This window comes from Micromonospora sp. NPDC000663 (assembly GCF_042898105.1).
GTDB lineage: Bacteria > Actinomycetota > Actinomycetes > Mycobacteriales > Micromonosporaceae > Micromonospora.
Map to the genome: position 1 here is coordinate 373,971 of NZ_JBIAYR010000001.1, position 11,848 is coordinate 385,818.

At 69.9% G+C, this 11,848-nt stretch carries 13 protein-coding genes; 6 read left to right on the forward strand and 7 right to left on the reverse strand.

All coding sequences use genetic code 11. The features are described from left to right. Positions 1-9: 9 nt before the first annotated feature. The 5 genes from ACFY1S_RS01815 to ACFY1S_RS01835 form a co-directional block, all read right to left on the reverse strand. Entirely contained in the window at positions 10-663 is a 654-nt protein-coding gene (locus ACFY1S_RS01815; protein ID WP_364368142.1) for an O-methyltransferase, read from the reverse strand. Beyond that, positions 660-1,328 (reverse strand): Maf family protein, encoded by a 669-nt coding sequence (locus ACFY1S_RS01820; RefSeq protein WP_387111704.1) that lies wholly within the window; start codon positions 1,326-1,328, stop codon positions 660-662. The genes ACFY1S_RS01815 and ACFY1S_RS01820 overlap by 4 nt, the downstream gene beginning before the upstream one ends. Before the next feature lie 168 nt (positions 1,329-1,496). Continuing rightward, entirely contained in the window at positions 1,497-2,582 is a 1,086-nt protein-coding gene (locus ACFY1S_RS01825) for a S8 family serine peptidase (RefSeq protein WP_387114227.1), read from the reverse strand. 1,417 nt (positions 2,583-3,999) lie between these two features. Then, positions 4,000-4,449 (reverse strand): hypothetical protein, encoded by a 450-nt coding sequence (locus tag ACFY1S_RS01830; RefSeq protein ID WP_387111706.1) that lies wholly within the window; start codon positions 4,447-4,449, stop codon positions 4,000-4,002. Between the two features lie 86 nt (positions 4,450-4,535). After that, a complete protein-coding gene (locus tag ACFY1S_RS01835) occupies positions 4,536-4,730 on the reverse strand; it encodes an acyl-CoA carboxylase epsilon subunit (protein WP_387111709.1) in 195 nt (64 codons plus the stop codon). Positions 4,731-4,820: 90 nt separating this feature from the next. On the opposite strand from ACFY1S_RS01835, the gene ACFY1S_RS01840 reads away from it, so the two are divergent. Both ACFY1S_RS01840 and ACFY1S_RS01845 read left to right on the forward strand, forming a co-directional pair. Continuing rightward, positions 4,821-6,776 carry a protein kinase gene (locus tag ACFY1S_RS01840; protein ID WP_387111711.1) on the forward strand — a complete coding sequence of 652 codons (1,956 nt, stop codon included), beginning with the start codon at positions 4,821-4,823 and terminating at the stop codon, positions 6,774-6,776. A gap of 65 nt (positions 6,777-6,841) precedes the next feature. Continuing rightward, positions 6,842-7,069 (forward strand): hypothetical protein, encoded by a 228-nt coding sequence (locus ACFY1S_RS01845; RefSeq protein WP_357988666.1) that lies wholly within the window; start codon positions 6,842-6,844, stop codon positions 7,067-7,069. A gap of 82 nt (positions 7,070-7,151) precedes the next feature. Here ACFY1S_RS01845 and ACFY1S_RS01850 read toward each other — a convergent pair whose 3' ends face one another. Both ACFY1S_RS01850 and ACFY1S_RS01855 read right to left on the reverse strand, forming a co-directional pair. After that, positions 7,152-7,904, reverse strand: coding sequence for a GH25 family lysozyme (locus tag ACFY1S_RS01850; protein WP_387111714.1), 753 nt, complete (start codon positions 7,902-7,904; stop codon positions 7,152-7,154). Positions 7,905-8,030: 126 nt separating this feature from the next. Then, positions 8,031-8,582 (reverse strand): Uma2 family endonuclease, encoded by a 552-nt coding sequence (locus ACFY1S_RS01855; RefSeq protein WP_387111717.1) that lies wholly within the window; start codon positions 8,580-8,582, stop codon positions 8,031-8,033. Positions 8,583-8,682: 100 nt separating this feature from the next. On the opposite strand from ACFY1S_RS01855, the gene ACFY1S_RS01860 reads away from it, so the two are divergent. From ACFY1S_RS01860 to ACFY1S_RS01875, 4 genes are all read left to right on the forward strand, one after another. Beyond that, positions 8,683-9,426: a M50 family metallopeptidase gene (locus tag ACFY1S_RS01860; protein ID WP_387111719.1), complete on the forward strand. Its 744-nt coding sequence runs from the start codon at positions 8,683-8,685 to the stop codon at positions 9,424-9,426. Positions 9,427-9,448: 22 nt separating this feature from the next. Then, positions 9,449-10,432, forward strand: a complete 984-nt coding sequence (locus ACFY1S_RS01865) for a ketopantoate reductase family protein (RefSeq protein ID WP_387111722.1) — start codon at positions 9,449-9,451, stop codon at positions 10,430-10,432. Positions 10,433-10,494: 62 nt separating this feature from the next. Next, complete coding sequence (locus ACFY1S_RS01870) at positions 10,495-10,995, forward strand: sigma factor-like helix-turn-helix DNA-binding protein (protein WP_357988651.1); 501 nt, start codon at positions 10,495-10,497, stop codon at positions 10,993-10,995. Beyond that, positions 10,988-11,848 (forward strand): hypothetical protein, encoded by an 861-nt coding sequence (locus ACFY1S_RS01875; protein ID WP_387111726.1) that lies wholly within the window; start codon positions 10,988-10,990, stop codon positions 11,846-11,848. The genes ACFY1S_RS01870 and ACFY1S_RS01875 overlap by 8 nt, the downstream gene beginning before the upstream one ends.

The window sequence follows — 11,848 nt, forward strand, 5'->3', positions numbered from 1 at the left end:
GGGGCGGCCTCAGCGCACCCGGGCGAGGGTCAGGCCGTCGGCGATCGGCAGCATCACCGGGTCCACCCGTACGTCGGCCAACACCTCGTCGTTGAACGCGGCGATGGCCCTGTCGTTCTCGTCCCGGGGGGCGATCACCCGACCCCCGCGCAGCACGTTGTCGACGGCGATCACGCCGCCCGGACGCATCCGCGGCACCAGCTCCGCCCAGTACACCGGGTAGCCCGTCTTGTCCGCGTCGATGAACGCGAAGTCCAGGAAGCGCTCGTTCGGCAGCTGCCGCAGCGTCTCCCCGGCCGGGCCGATCCGCAGGTCGATCCGGTCCTGCACACCGGCGCGGGCCCAGTAGCGCCGGGCGATGCCGGTGAACTCCTCGGAGATGTCGAAGCAGGTCAGCCGCCCACCCTCGGGCAGCCCTCGTGCGATGGCCAGTGACGACAGTCCGGTGAACGTGCCGACCTCGACGGCCTGCCGTACGTCGAGCAGACGGGTGAGGAACGTCAGGAAAGCGGCCTGCTCCGGCGCCACCTGCATGGTGGCGTGCTCCGGCAGCACCGAGCGGGTCTCCTCGGCCAGGTCCCGGATGATCTCGTCCGGCGGTGCGCCGTGGGCGACCAGGTACGCGTGCAGCTCGTCGGTGAGCGGAATCGACTTGGTGGTCATGACCGGACGTTACCGAGCGGCTCCACGGATTGACCGCCCGGCGCGACAGTCGTCCACAGGTCGGTGATCCGCAGGTCCAACTCGGCGAGGAGACGGCGCAGCAGCGGCATCGACAGCCCGACAACGGTGCCCGGGTCACCCTCGATCCGCTCCACGAACGGCCCGCCCAGCCCGTCGATCGTGAACGCGCCGGCCACGGCCAGCGGTTCACCGGTGGCCACGTACGCGGCGATCTCGTCGTCACTGATGTCCGCGAAGTGAACGGTGGTCGAGGCCACCGCCTCCGCGCGCCGCCCGGCGACCATGTCGATCAGGCAGTGCCCGCTGTGCAGGATGCCGCTGCGACCCCGCATCCGCAGCCACCGCCGGGTCGCCTCCGCCGGGTCCGCCGGCTTGCCGAGGATCTCCCCGTCGAACGCCAGCACAGAGTCACAGCCGATCACCAACGTCCGCTGGTCGACGTCGGCGTTCAGCCGGGTCAGCACAGCCTGCGCCTTGAGCCGCGCCAACTCCAGGCACAGATCTTCGGCCCGGTCGGTCACCACCAGCGACTCGTCCACCCCACTGACAAGCACGTCCGGCTCGATGCCGGCGGCCTGGAGAGACTTACGACGGGCAGGGCTCGCCGAGGCGAGCACGAGGCGGAGCGGCAAAGATGCAGACACGACCCCGACGGTACCGGCTGCGGGGCTGCCCGGCGTGGGCCGACGCCCGTTGGCGCGCTCCGGCCTCCCGTACCCCTTGATCCAATCCACATCGCCGATATGGGGCTATCCCACCTCGACGAAAGCGCAATATCGGCGATATAGAGTCGATCATCGCGCTCGGGTCGGTTAGCGACTGATCCTGGGAGGCGGATCATCACCGCGCCGACGACGTCGCACCACCAACGCCCAACCGATGCCAGCGGCCACGATCACCGCGAGAGTGACGAGGCCACGAGCGGTCGCACCATCGCCGTCATCACCAGGACGAGCGCCAGCCGTCGTACTCGCCCCAGCACCGGGCGGAGCGCTCGCCGACTCAAAACCCAGCGGAGGTACGTCCGCCGTCAGCGCCGCCACAAGATCGATGACGCCGTACCCGTACTCGTCGTCACGACCAGGCGGACCCTTGTCGACGGCCGTGGCCGTGAGCCGATGCGCGACCTCCCGCGCCGGCAGGTAGGGGTACTTCGACCTGATCAACGCCGCAGCCCCCGCCACAATCGCCGTCGCACTCGAAGTGCCAGTGCCCTTCGAGTACTTCCCGTCGTAGCTGGTGCTGTAGATGTCGACCGCCGGTGCAACCACATCGATCTCCGGCCCGGTAACCGAGATTGCAGCATGTTGACCAGAGCGGTCCACACCGCCTACGGCGATCACACCTTCTTCGCTGGCTGGATAGCGCACGTCAGTATCGGGCGGTCGGTTGCCCGCTGCTGCCACCACGACAATATTGGCATCCTGTGCCGCATTTATCGCTTGCTGGAGCTTGACGCTGGCGCCAGCAACGGCTGAAATGCTAATTACGTCGGCGCCCTTATCTATCGCAAATTCGATACCCTGAGCCAGTGAGTCTGGATCGCCATCGCCGTCGGGGGGAGTATCGAAGATCGGAAGGATCTTCGCCCGTGGGGCGATTCCAAGGGCGCCTCTGTCGTTAACCCCATGAGCAGCAATAAGGCCGGCCATTGCTGTGCCATGGCTGTCCCTATCCTGGCGACCGTCGCCGTTCCCGCCGGGTATGATATCAATGCCCGACAAAAGATTATCTCGTAAGTCGGAATGGGGGGCGACTCCGGTATCTGGTACCGCGACGATGACGGCGGATCCGTTGCTCAGAAGATGCGCCTCCGACGTCCGTAGATAGTTAAGATGCCATTGGTCGCCTCGTATCAAATCGGCATCCCCTGCAGGAGCGTTCGAGGTTGCGGACATCAGAATCGTCGCGGTGGCCAAATTGAGTATGCTTACAGACAGCGCCTTGTTCACCTGCTGAAGCCGATGGCCGATCCTGGGTCGATCGGGTCATCCCCCTTCGGGGGGAGAACCACGGGCGGGACGCCTCGATCGGTCTCCCAAGGATTATCTGGGTCCCATCGATAAGGATGGTCGTCGGCTTCGGATGGCGTGCCAAGGCGAGGTGTCGTCCCATGATGTCCGGGTGCCCCGCCTATCGGGAAGCCGCTTGGGATCCCATTAAGGTTGCGTCCGCTACCTGGCCTTGTTCCTGCTGCGCCAGTCGGTGCGGTCCCAGCTCCGCCGCCGCCAATTACTCCACCGATCGGGTTGACCCTTTTGGGTGCGCCGGCACTATTGGGAGGTTGATTTGGGCCCACTCCCGGAATTCCCCCGATTAGACCTCCAGCGGAGGGGGCGGGTCGGACAGGTGTCGCATGAGGCTTTGCGTTGCCGTCGACTCCTCCGCCTATGGGGCTATTGGGAGTACCAGGCTGGATCGTCCGAGGCCGTGGTGTTGGCGGCAGACCCGAAGGAGGCGAGGGCATCCCCGACGTCAGCCCTAGACCGATGTTATATGCAGGGCCAGCGGAACCAGGTGGCGGAGCGGCTGGAAGGGCCGCGACATTCGATGACGCTGAAACTCCGCCCGTCGCCCCTCCGAGTACCGGTCCGACTCCCGGCGTTGTAGGTATAGGCCCTAGCCCTCCACTCGTACTTCCGCGGTGGACGGCGGACGCCGTTGGTGCAGGTGCCGGCAGGACTGGCGGGATAATTGGCGCCGCGTAGTCGCCGTATACATCGGGGTTGTCTGGCTGCCTTGGGCTCTTCGGCACCGCTGGTGGTTTTTCGAGGGTGGCTTGGGCTTGTTGGAGTTCGCCGCTGAGGCCGAACATCATGCTCCGTGCCTGCACGTTCAGCCGTTCCAGTTCCGCGTCGGTTACAGGTGGCTCGGTGACCCGGTTCCCCATGATCGCCTTAGGGTCGGCCGCCGTCGTTTCGTACGCCTGCTTCTGCTGCAGTTTGTCCGCGTACTCCTCGTAGATCTTGCGGAGCGCGGCGCGGGTGGTGCCGATGGCCTGGGTGGCGGCGGACAGCGCGGTGTAGTTGGCGGCGGCGGCGTCGTGGGTGTGCCGGACCTTGTCGATGAGTTCGTCGAGTTGGGCGAGGTACGTGCGGGAGGCGGGGCTGGTTTCGGGGGGCCAGGCCGTGGCGAGCCCTCGCCGGTATTCCTGGAGCCGGCCGAGGTGGATCTGTGCCAGGTCGCAGACCTTGCGCCAGCCGGCGACCTGTTTCCAGTGGTTGGCGGTTTCGTGGTCCTGGAGGCACGCCCACATGCTGTTGACGTCCATGAGTTGCCAGTTGGTGCCGGCGGTGCGGCTGTTGCCCCGTTCGTTCATGGGAGCACCACCGGCCCGGTGGGGTCGCTGAGCATCGGTGTGGGCGCGGGGGTGTCGGGCAGTACGGCGCCGGGGTCGGCGAGGGCCTGTCGCACGTCTACCACTCGGGCGGCGGAGAAGGCGTCGGTGTCGGCGTATCGGGTGGCGACGCGGCCGGCGGCTGCGGCGAGGTGGCCGGTGGCGCCTCGGACGGCGTACACCATGTCGGCGGTCGCCTGCTGTGTCTCGTGGTGAGCGTGCAGGAAGGTGACCAGCTCGACGAAGGCGTCGCACGGGTTGGGTATCTCGGCGGACATGTCGGCGGCGATGTACGGCAGGTGCGGCGCGTAGTTGCGTTCGACCTCGGCGGCGAGCTGGTCGGCGAAGTCCCTGAGTTGGCGGATGTCAGCCTCGATACCGCCGTAGTTGCGCAGCCAGGGTGCTGGCCCGTCCTCTTCGGGGATCATCGATCCTCCCTACCGTCACCACACCGTTTCCCTGAGTGAGGTTAACGGCTTCCCGCGACCCTGGCAGCCCCCGGTGGCGGGTCGTGTCAGCGGGGGAGGCCGGCGGTGCGCCAGGTGCGAGGGCTGGCCGGCCGGGCGCTGAGCGCCCAGGTGGAGACGGCGGCCGGCGCGGGGGCCGTGGCCGGGCGGGAGCGGACGATGACGGCCCCCACCAGGGCGGCCAACTCCTCGGCGGTGGGCACGCCGCGGACGACCCGGAACAGCGGCTCTTCGGCAGACATGCCGCCAGGGTACGCGGCCGGAAGTTACGGGAGACGCACAGTGGCGTGCCGGCGGTGTGACGGTCGGACGGTCCGGGTACCGTCTCACCGATGTCGAACGCGCTTCCCCAACTCGTCGCTGACCGATACCGGCTTCTGTCGCCGCTCGGCCAGGGCGGCATGGGTCGGGTGTGGAAGGCGCGCGACGAGGTGCTGCACCGGGACGTGGCAATCAAGGAGTTGGTGCCGCCGCCCGGCCTCACCGACGAGGAACGCCGCGAGATGCGGGAACGCTCTCTGCGGGAGGCGCGAGCCATCGCCCGGCTCAACCACGCCAACGTCGTGCGCATCTTCGACGTGCTGCGCACCGACGGCGATCCGTGGATCGTCATGGAGTACGTGGCGTCGAAGTCGTTGCAGGACACGCTCGCCGAGGACGGCCCGGTGCCGGTGGCCCGCGCGGTCGAGATCGGCCTCGGTGTGCTGGGCGCCCTGAACGCGGCGCACAAGGCGGGCGTCATGCACCGCGACGTGAAGCCCGGCAACGTGCTGCTCGGCAACGACGGCCGGGTGGTGCTGACCGATTTCGGTCTCGCCACCATCCCGGGCGATCCGAACGTCACCCGCACCGGCATGGTCCTCGGCTCGCCCGCGTACATCTCGCCGGAGCGGGCCCGGGACGGCACCGCCGGGCCGGAGGCCGACCTGTGGTCGCTGGGCGCGACGCTCTACGCGGCTGTCGAAGGCAAGTCGCCGTACGCCCGGCCGTCGGCGATCGGCACCCTGGCCGCGCTGGCCACCGAGCCGATCCCGCCGCCGAAGAACGCCGGCCCGCTCAAGGCCGTGCTCAACGGGCTGCTGCGTAAGGACCCGAACGAGCGGATCACCGCCGAGGTGGCCGAGCGCCTGCTGCGCCGCGCCGGCGGCAAGCGGTCGCGGGGGATTCCGCTGCTCGAAGGCGTACGCCGGCCAGGGCCGAACGGTCCGCGTCAGCCGCGCCTGCCGGTCGTGCCGGCCCCGCGACCCGCCGAGGAGCCCACCGACCGGCCGGTGTCACCGCCCCCGCCGCCCGTCGCGGAGCCTTCCGCCGACGCGACGCCGACCGCCACCGTGTCGTCCGGCACCGATGCCGAGCCGACCGCGCTGGTGCCGGCCGAGCCGACGGCGACCATCGACCCGCCGGCCACGCCTGACGCCGCCCCCACCGCGCCCGTCGCAGCCGCGGCCAGCACCTCCGGCGGGGGTACGACGACCGACGACGACGAGCCGACTGTCGTGGACGGTCCGCCGGTGGCGCCGGAGCAGCGCAAACCGTCGACCCCGACGTCGGTGATGCCCCCGGTGAGCCCGGCCGGCCGTGCGGCGGTGCCGCCGTCGGACGGCACGAAACCCAACAACACCCGGCGCAACCTCCTGATCGGCGCTCTGGTGGCCGTGCTGCTGATCGGCCTCGTGGTGATCGTTCCGATGCTCACCAAGGGTGACGACACTCCGCAGGCCGGCCCGACCGGGGCTGCCGTGACGTCCGCGCCGGCACCGACGTCCGCCCCGGCGGTGCCCCCGCCGACGAGCAGCCCTCCCAGCCCGACCGCATCGGCCACGCCGTCGGTCGACCCGAACGCGCTGCCGGCGGGCTGGAAGCTGCACAAGGACCCGGTCGGCTTCTCCCTGCCGATCCCCGACGGGTGGGTCCGCAGCCAGCCCGACAGCGACACGGTCGTCTTCGACGAGTCCAACGGCCCGGGCGAGCTGCTGGTGCAGTGGACCCCGACGCCGGCTAAGGACGCGGTCAAGGACTGGCAGGACAAGGAGCCGGACCGGAAGAGGCGGGTCACCAACTACCAGTATCTCAGCATCAAGCCGTGCGACTTCTGGAAGACGTGCGCGGACTGGGAGTGGTTGGAGACCCGCGACGGGCAGCGGATCCACGTCCGCAACCGGGGCTTCGTGACGGCCAGCAACCGGGGTTACGCCCTGCGGTGGGAGATCGCGGAGAAGGATTGGCAGGCCAACCTGCCGAACTTCGACCGGATCGCCAAGGGTTTCGTGCCCGACCGCAGGGACTGAAATTGATTCGCATGACCTTCCGCCGTCCGGGGTAATTGACCTTCGACGACGGAAGGAGGTACGACATGGGTTACCGACGGAGGGATGCCCGGCCCCGGCTGGCACTGTGGATGCTCGTCGCGTTCGGCGACGCGGTTCTGCTGCTGGTCGCCGCGGGGGTTCCGGCGTTCATCGCACTGCTCAGCGTCGTGGCCGTTGCCGTCTGCGGGGTCGGCGCGTGGCGGCTGACCCGGCGGGGTGCGCTGACTCCCGATGAGACTCCAGTGCCGGCGATGAGCCGACGGCGGGCCTGACCCGAAACCGATTGTGTGGCGGCAGCCGGACCGATTGTCGACCGTGTGGTGACCGTCGATCCCGCTGCCGCCAACGGCTCGGTCAGGTGTTGTTGGCCAGTGCGATCAGCCGGCTGCGGTCACCGTTCCAGTAGTTGCGGTCCACGTTGCCGCTGATCCCGGAGACGGCTCCCGTGCTGGTGTACTGCCAGAAGCTCCACACCGACGCGCCGGCCGGCAGGGTGCCCGGCGCGCTCGCCCAGCGGGCCAGCCAGAGCGGGTGGTTCGCCCACGGGCCGGTCCAGCTGCCGGTGCACTGGTTCCACCAGCTCGTGGTGGTGTAGATGACCGCGTACCGGCCGGTGCGCGAGCGGTAGGTGTTCAGGAAGTCCTGGATCCAGTTGCGCATCCCGGTGGTGCTCAGGCCGTAGCAGTAGCCACCGCTGTACGGGTTGCCCTCGATGTCCAGCGCCGCGGGCAGGGTGCGGCTGTCCGCCGACCAGGCGCCACCGTTGGACGCCAGGTAGTTGGCCTGGGTGGAGCCGGCGGAGATGTTCGGCCGGGCGAAGTGGTACGCCCCGCGGATCACCCCGGCGTTGTACGCGTTCACGTAGTTCGCGTTGAAGTTCGGGTCCTTGTAGCTGGTGCCCTCGGTCGCCTTGATGAAGGCGAACTGGACGCCTGCGTTGCGGACGCTTGTCCAGTTGATCGAGCCCTGGTAGCGGGACACGTCGACGCCGGGGGTGGTGGCTGCCGCCGCCGGGCCGGCGGTCGCGACGAGGGCCGCCGCCGCGGTGGCGAGGACGGTGAGGCCGGCCGCGAGTGCGCGGCGCAGCGGTGAGTCGGTGCGGGCCATGAGTGCCTCCAGATGGGGCCGTCTATTGACGCCCATCTTTGGAGGTAACTGCCCTAGATCGCAAGGGCTGCTGAAGAAAGTTTCATCGATGGGTGTCGGTCGCCCCGGTGACCGGACTCGAACTGATCAGCGCAGAGTGCCAGGGTCGAGCTGCCAGCGGAACGGCTCGACGACGGTAAGCGTTTCGCCGGGCTTTGCCACCTGGTCCTCGACGTAGTGCCCGCCGTCCAGCCGGTACAGCCGCAGCGAGTGACCGTCGCCGTCCTGCTCGACAAGCAGATACCAGGGGATGCGCGCGATGGCGTAGAGCTGCATCTTGACCAGCCGGTCGGCGGCGGCGTTGCCCGGCGAGACGATCTCGCCGACGAGGGCCACCCGGTCGGCGTCGAGGAAGGCGCCGTCGTCGTCGATGTCGGTCACGACGAGATCCGGAATGACGACCCGGTCGATGCCGAGCCGGACGTTGATCGCCTCATAGACCAGGAGGCCGTCAGGATCAGCCGCTGTCTCGATGCTGTTCGCCAGTCGGCGCGACACCCGCTGGTGCCATCGGCTCGGGGCAGGGCTCACGATCAGGCTCCCGTCGAGCAGCTCGATGCGGTCCGGGGTCTCACCCAGGGCGAAGTAGTCGGCCTCGGTCCAGAGCCCGACGTGGTGTCCCAGGGGGTCCGCACTCATCGGCGCTCACCTCCCGCTTCACTCGCCACCCGATCAGTTCACAGGATACGAGCCGGTGCCTCGGCAGCGACACGGAACGCCGCCGGTAGGCTCGCGCCCCATGATGTCGATCGACGGGCTGGGCGACATGTGGGACACGCTGTTCGACGCGCAGCCGGACCCGCCCCCGCTGCTGGTGCTGATCACCGCGATCGTCGCGCTGGTGGTGGTGTCCACCCGGCTGCCGTGGCGGATCGCCCGCAACGCCATCACCATCGCCCACGAGGGCGGGCACGCGCTCGTCGCCCTGCTCACCGGCCGCAAGCTGCGCGGAATCCGGCTGCACTCGGATACGTCGGGTCTGACGCTCTCCGCCGGTCGACCCACCGGGCCGGGCATGATCCTGACCCTGCTCGCCGGCTACGTCGCCCCGCCGCTTGTCGGGTTGGCCGGTGCCTGGCTGCTCGGCGGCAACCGGATCACCCTGCTGCTCTGGGTCGCGGTGGTGCTGCTGCTCGCCATGCTCGTCATGATCCGCAACGCCTTCGGCGTGGTGTCGCTCCTGGTCACCGGGGCGCTGGTGTTCGCCGTCTCCTGGTACGCCACCCCGCAGGTGCAGGCCGCGTTCGCGTACGCCGGGGTGTGGTTCCTGCTGCTCGGCGGGGTGCGCCCGGTTGTGGAGCTGCAACGGCTGCGCTCGCGCGGCCGGATGCCCGCCTCCGACGCAGACCAGCTCGCCGGACTGACCCCGTTCCCGGCGTTCTTCTGGGTCATTGTCTTCGCCCTGGTCAATGTGGCCGCCCTCGTCGCCGGCGCCCTGCTCCTGGCGGGCCCCATCCTCACCAGCGCCGGCCTGACGGTCTAGCCGCACCAGGCAGAATGGGGCAATGCGATACGTGATCATCGGGGCCGGCGCGGTTGGCGGAACGATCGGAGCGCGGCTGGCCGAGGCCGGCGGCGACGTGACGCTTGTGGCCCGTGGGCCGCACCTGGACGCGATCCGTGATCGAGGCCTGACCCTGCGCCAGCCCGACGGTGACATCACCGTCCGGCTCGACACCGTGGACCGGCCCGGTGACCGGCCCCTGCCCGCCGACACGGTTCTGGTCCTCACTGTGAAGTCGCAGGACACCGCCGGGGCGTTAGCCACCTGGGTGGACGCGCCGGTGGCGGGCGGCGGTACGGCGGGCGAGCGGCTGCCGCTCGTCACCGCGCAGAACGGGGTGGCGAACGAGCGGGCCGCGCTGCGGCTCTTCGCCGACGTGCACCCCGTCTGTGTCTGGCTGCCCGCCACCCACCTGCAACCGGGCGTGGTGGTGGCCAACGGGTACCCGCATCCGGGGATGCTCCACATCGGGCGGTACCCGGACGGCGCCGACGACACCGACCGGGCCGTCGCCGCCGACCTGACCGCCGCCGGATTCGTCGCGCCGGTACGCGAGGACGTGCTGCGCTGGAAGTACGGCAAGCTGCTCAGCAACCTCGGCAACGGCCTCCAGGCGCTGCTCGGGCAGGACATCCCCGACGCGCTTGCCGAGCGGGTACGCGCCGAGGGCGTCGCCGTACTCGCCGCAGCGGGCATCGCGCACACCTCCCCGCAGGAGGAGAAGGCCGAACGCGGGGACCTGGTCGGGCAGCGCCAGGTGGCCGGCGAGGCCCGATCCGGCGGCTCCACCTGGCAGAGCCTGGCCCGGGGCGCCGGCTCCACCGAGGTCGACCACCTCAACGGGGAGATCGTCCTGCTCGGCCGTCTGCACGGCGTACCGACGCCCGCGAACGCGGCGGTGCAGCGCGCGGTACGCCGGGCCGTCCGCGAACGAGTCGGCGCTGGCGCGTTCCCACTCACCGAGCTGGAGAAGATGATCGCCTGACCGGGGCAACCGACGACCCCGTCCGACGCGTGTTCCCTGCGACCGACACGGGGAGGTAACGGGTGCCGGACGTCGACGGGTTCGACGAGTTCTACCGGGGGAGCCGGCAACGGCTGCTCGGTTTCGTCTACGCCCTGACCGGCGATCGGGTCGAGGCGCAGGACGCGGTGCAGGAGGCGTACATCCGCGCGTGGCAGCGCTGGTCGACCGTCAGCCAGTACGACGACCCGGAGGCGTGGGTGCGGGTGGTGGCCAGCCGGGTTGCGGTCAGCCGGTGGCGCAGCCTGCGCAGTCGCGCCCGGGCGTACCTGCGGCACGGGGCCACCGAGACCGTTCCCGGGCCGGGCACCGACACCGTCGAGGTGGTCGCCGCGCTGCGCCGGCTGCCCGAGGAGCAACGCACCGCCATCGCCCTGTACTACCTGATGGGTATGCCTGTCGCCGAGGTGGCACGGGAGACCGAGGCGCCGGTCGGCACCGTCAAGGCCCGACTCTCCCGGGGGCGCGTCGCGCTCGCCGGCCTGCTCGCCGTCTCTGATCTGGAGGAGGCCACCGATGCGTGACGACGACCTGGCATTCGTCGAACGGATCCACCGCGAGTTGACCGACGTGCGCTGGCCGGAGCCGCAGGAGATCCGTGCCCGGGCACGGCGGCGCAGCCGACGCGCCATAGTGGTGGCGACTGTCGCGTTGACACTCGTGGGGGGCTCCGCCGCCGCGATGGCGGGAGGTGGCCGAGGGGCGGTGCCGGCTCCGGTCTCCGCGACCACACAGGCACCGGCCCGCGGTGAGATCGCGGACGACTCGCTGCTGCGGCCGACCGACCTGGCGCAGCCGGCTCAACGGGAGCTCAGCCAGTCCGGGTTGGGGGAACCCATCCTCATCGACCACCTGCTGGGCTACTGCCGCGAGAGCCAGGGAATCGCGCCCGTCTGGCAGACGTCCCGCTGGTCACGGTCACAGACGCTGCTGCGCGAGCACCGGGTGGGAGCGGCCACACTCGGCGGCGTCCTGCTCACCCAGGACCTGTACCGGGTGACGCCTGAACTGGCGAAGTCGTTCCTCGCCGACCTGGACGCCATGGTGGCGCCCTGCGCCGAGTGGCGCGGCGTCGGGCCGTACGAGTTGGCAGGGAAGACAGGTGTGGGGGAGGCAGTGCACCGCTGGGCGGTGGTCGACCGGAACTTCGCTGGCGACGGGGCCTCGTTGGTGCGGCACACGATGTCCCGGCCGGTGGACAAGCAGAGCGGTGCGCCCCTCGCCGACGAACCGCAGTCGACGAGCACGGCGATCGTCCGGGTGGGTGATCTGATCGCCGTGCTCAGCGTCGGTCAGGGCGGCACCGAGGACGACCTGCGTCGGCTGGCGACGGTCGCCGCCGGCCGGATGTGCCTCGCCGCCAATCCGCCCTGCTGA

What these genes read in the sequence shown, in the direction of transcription:
- ACFY1S_RS01835 (WP_387111709.1), bottom strand. Translation starts at nt 4,730, where the DNA reads ATGTCTGCCGAAGAGCCGCTGTTCCGGGTCGTCCGCGGCGTGCCCACC.
- ACFY1S_RS01825 (WP_387114227.1), bottom strand. Translation starts at nt 2,582, where the DNA reads ATGTCCGCAACCTCGAACGCTCCTGCAGGGGATGCCGATTTGATACGA.
- ACFY1S_RS01830 (WP_387111706.1), bottom strand. Translation starts at nt 4,449, where the DNA reads ATGATCCCCGAAGAGGACGGGCCAGCACCCTGGCTGCGCAACTACGGC.
- ACFY1S_RS01865 (WP_387111722.1), top strand. Translation starts at nt 9,449, where the DNA reads ATGCGATACGTGATCATCGGGGCCGGCGCGGTTGGCGGAACGATCGGA.
- ACFY1S_RS01860 (WP_387111719.1), top strand. Translation starts at nt 8,683, where the DNA reads ATGATGTCGATCGACGGGCTGGGCGACATGTGGGACACGCTGTTCGAC.
- ACFY1S_RS01855 (WP_387111717.1), bottom strand. Translation starts at nt 8,582, where the DNA reads ATGAGTGCGGACCCCCTGGGACACCACGTCGGGCTCTGGACCGAGGCC.
- ACFY1S_RS01850 (WP_387111714.1), bottom strand. Translation starts at nt 7,904, where the DNA reads ATGGCCCGCACCGACTCACCGCTGCGCCGCGCACTCGCGGCCGGCCTC.
- ACFY1S_RS01845 (WP_357988666.1), top strand. Translation starts at nt 6,842, where the DNA reads ATGGGTTACCGACGGAGGGATGCCCGGCCCCGGCTGGCACTGTGGATG.
- ACFY1S_RS01815 (WP_364368142.1), bottom strand. Translation starts at nt 663, where the DNA reads ATGACCACCAAGTCGATTCCGCTCACCGACGAGCTGCACGCGTACCTG.
- ACFY1S_RS01840 (WP_387111711.1), top strand. Translation starts at nt 4,821, where the DNA reads ATGTCGAACGCGCTTCCCCAACTCGTCGCTGACCGATACCGGCTTCTG.
- ACFY1S_RS01875 (WP_387111726.1), top strand. Translation starts at nt 10,988, where the DNA reads ATGCGTGACGACGACCTGGCATTCGTCGAACGGATCCACCGCGAGTTG.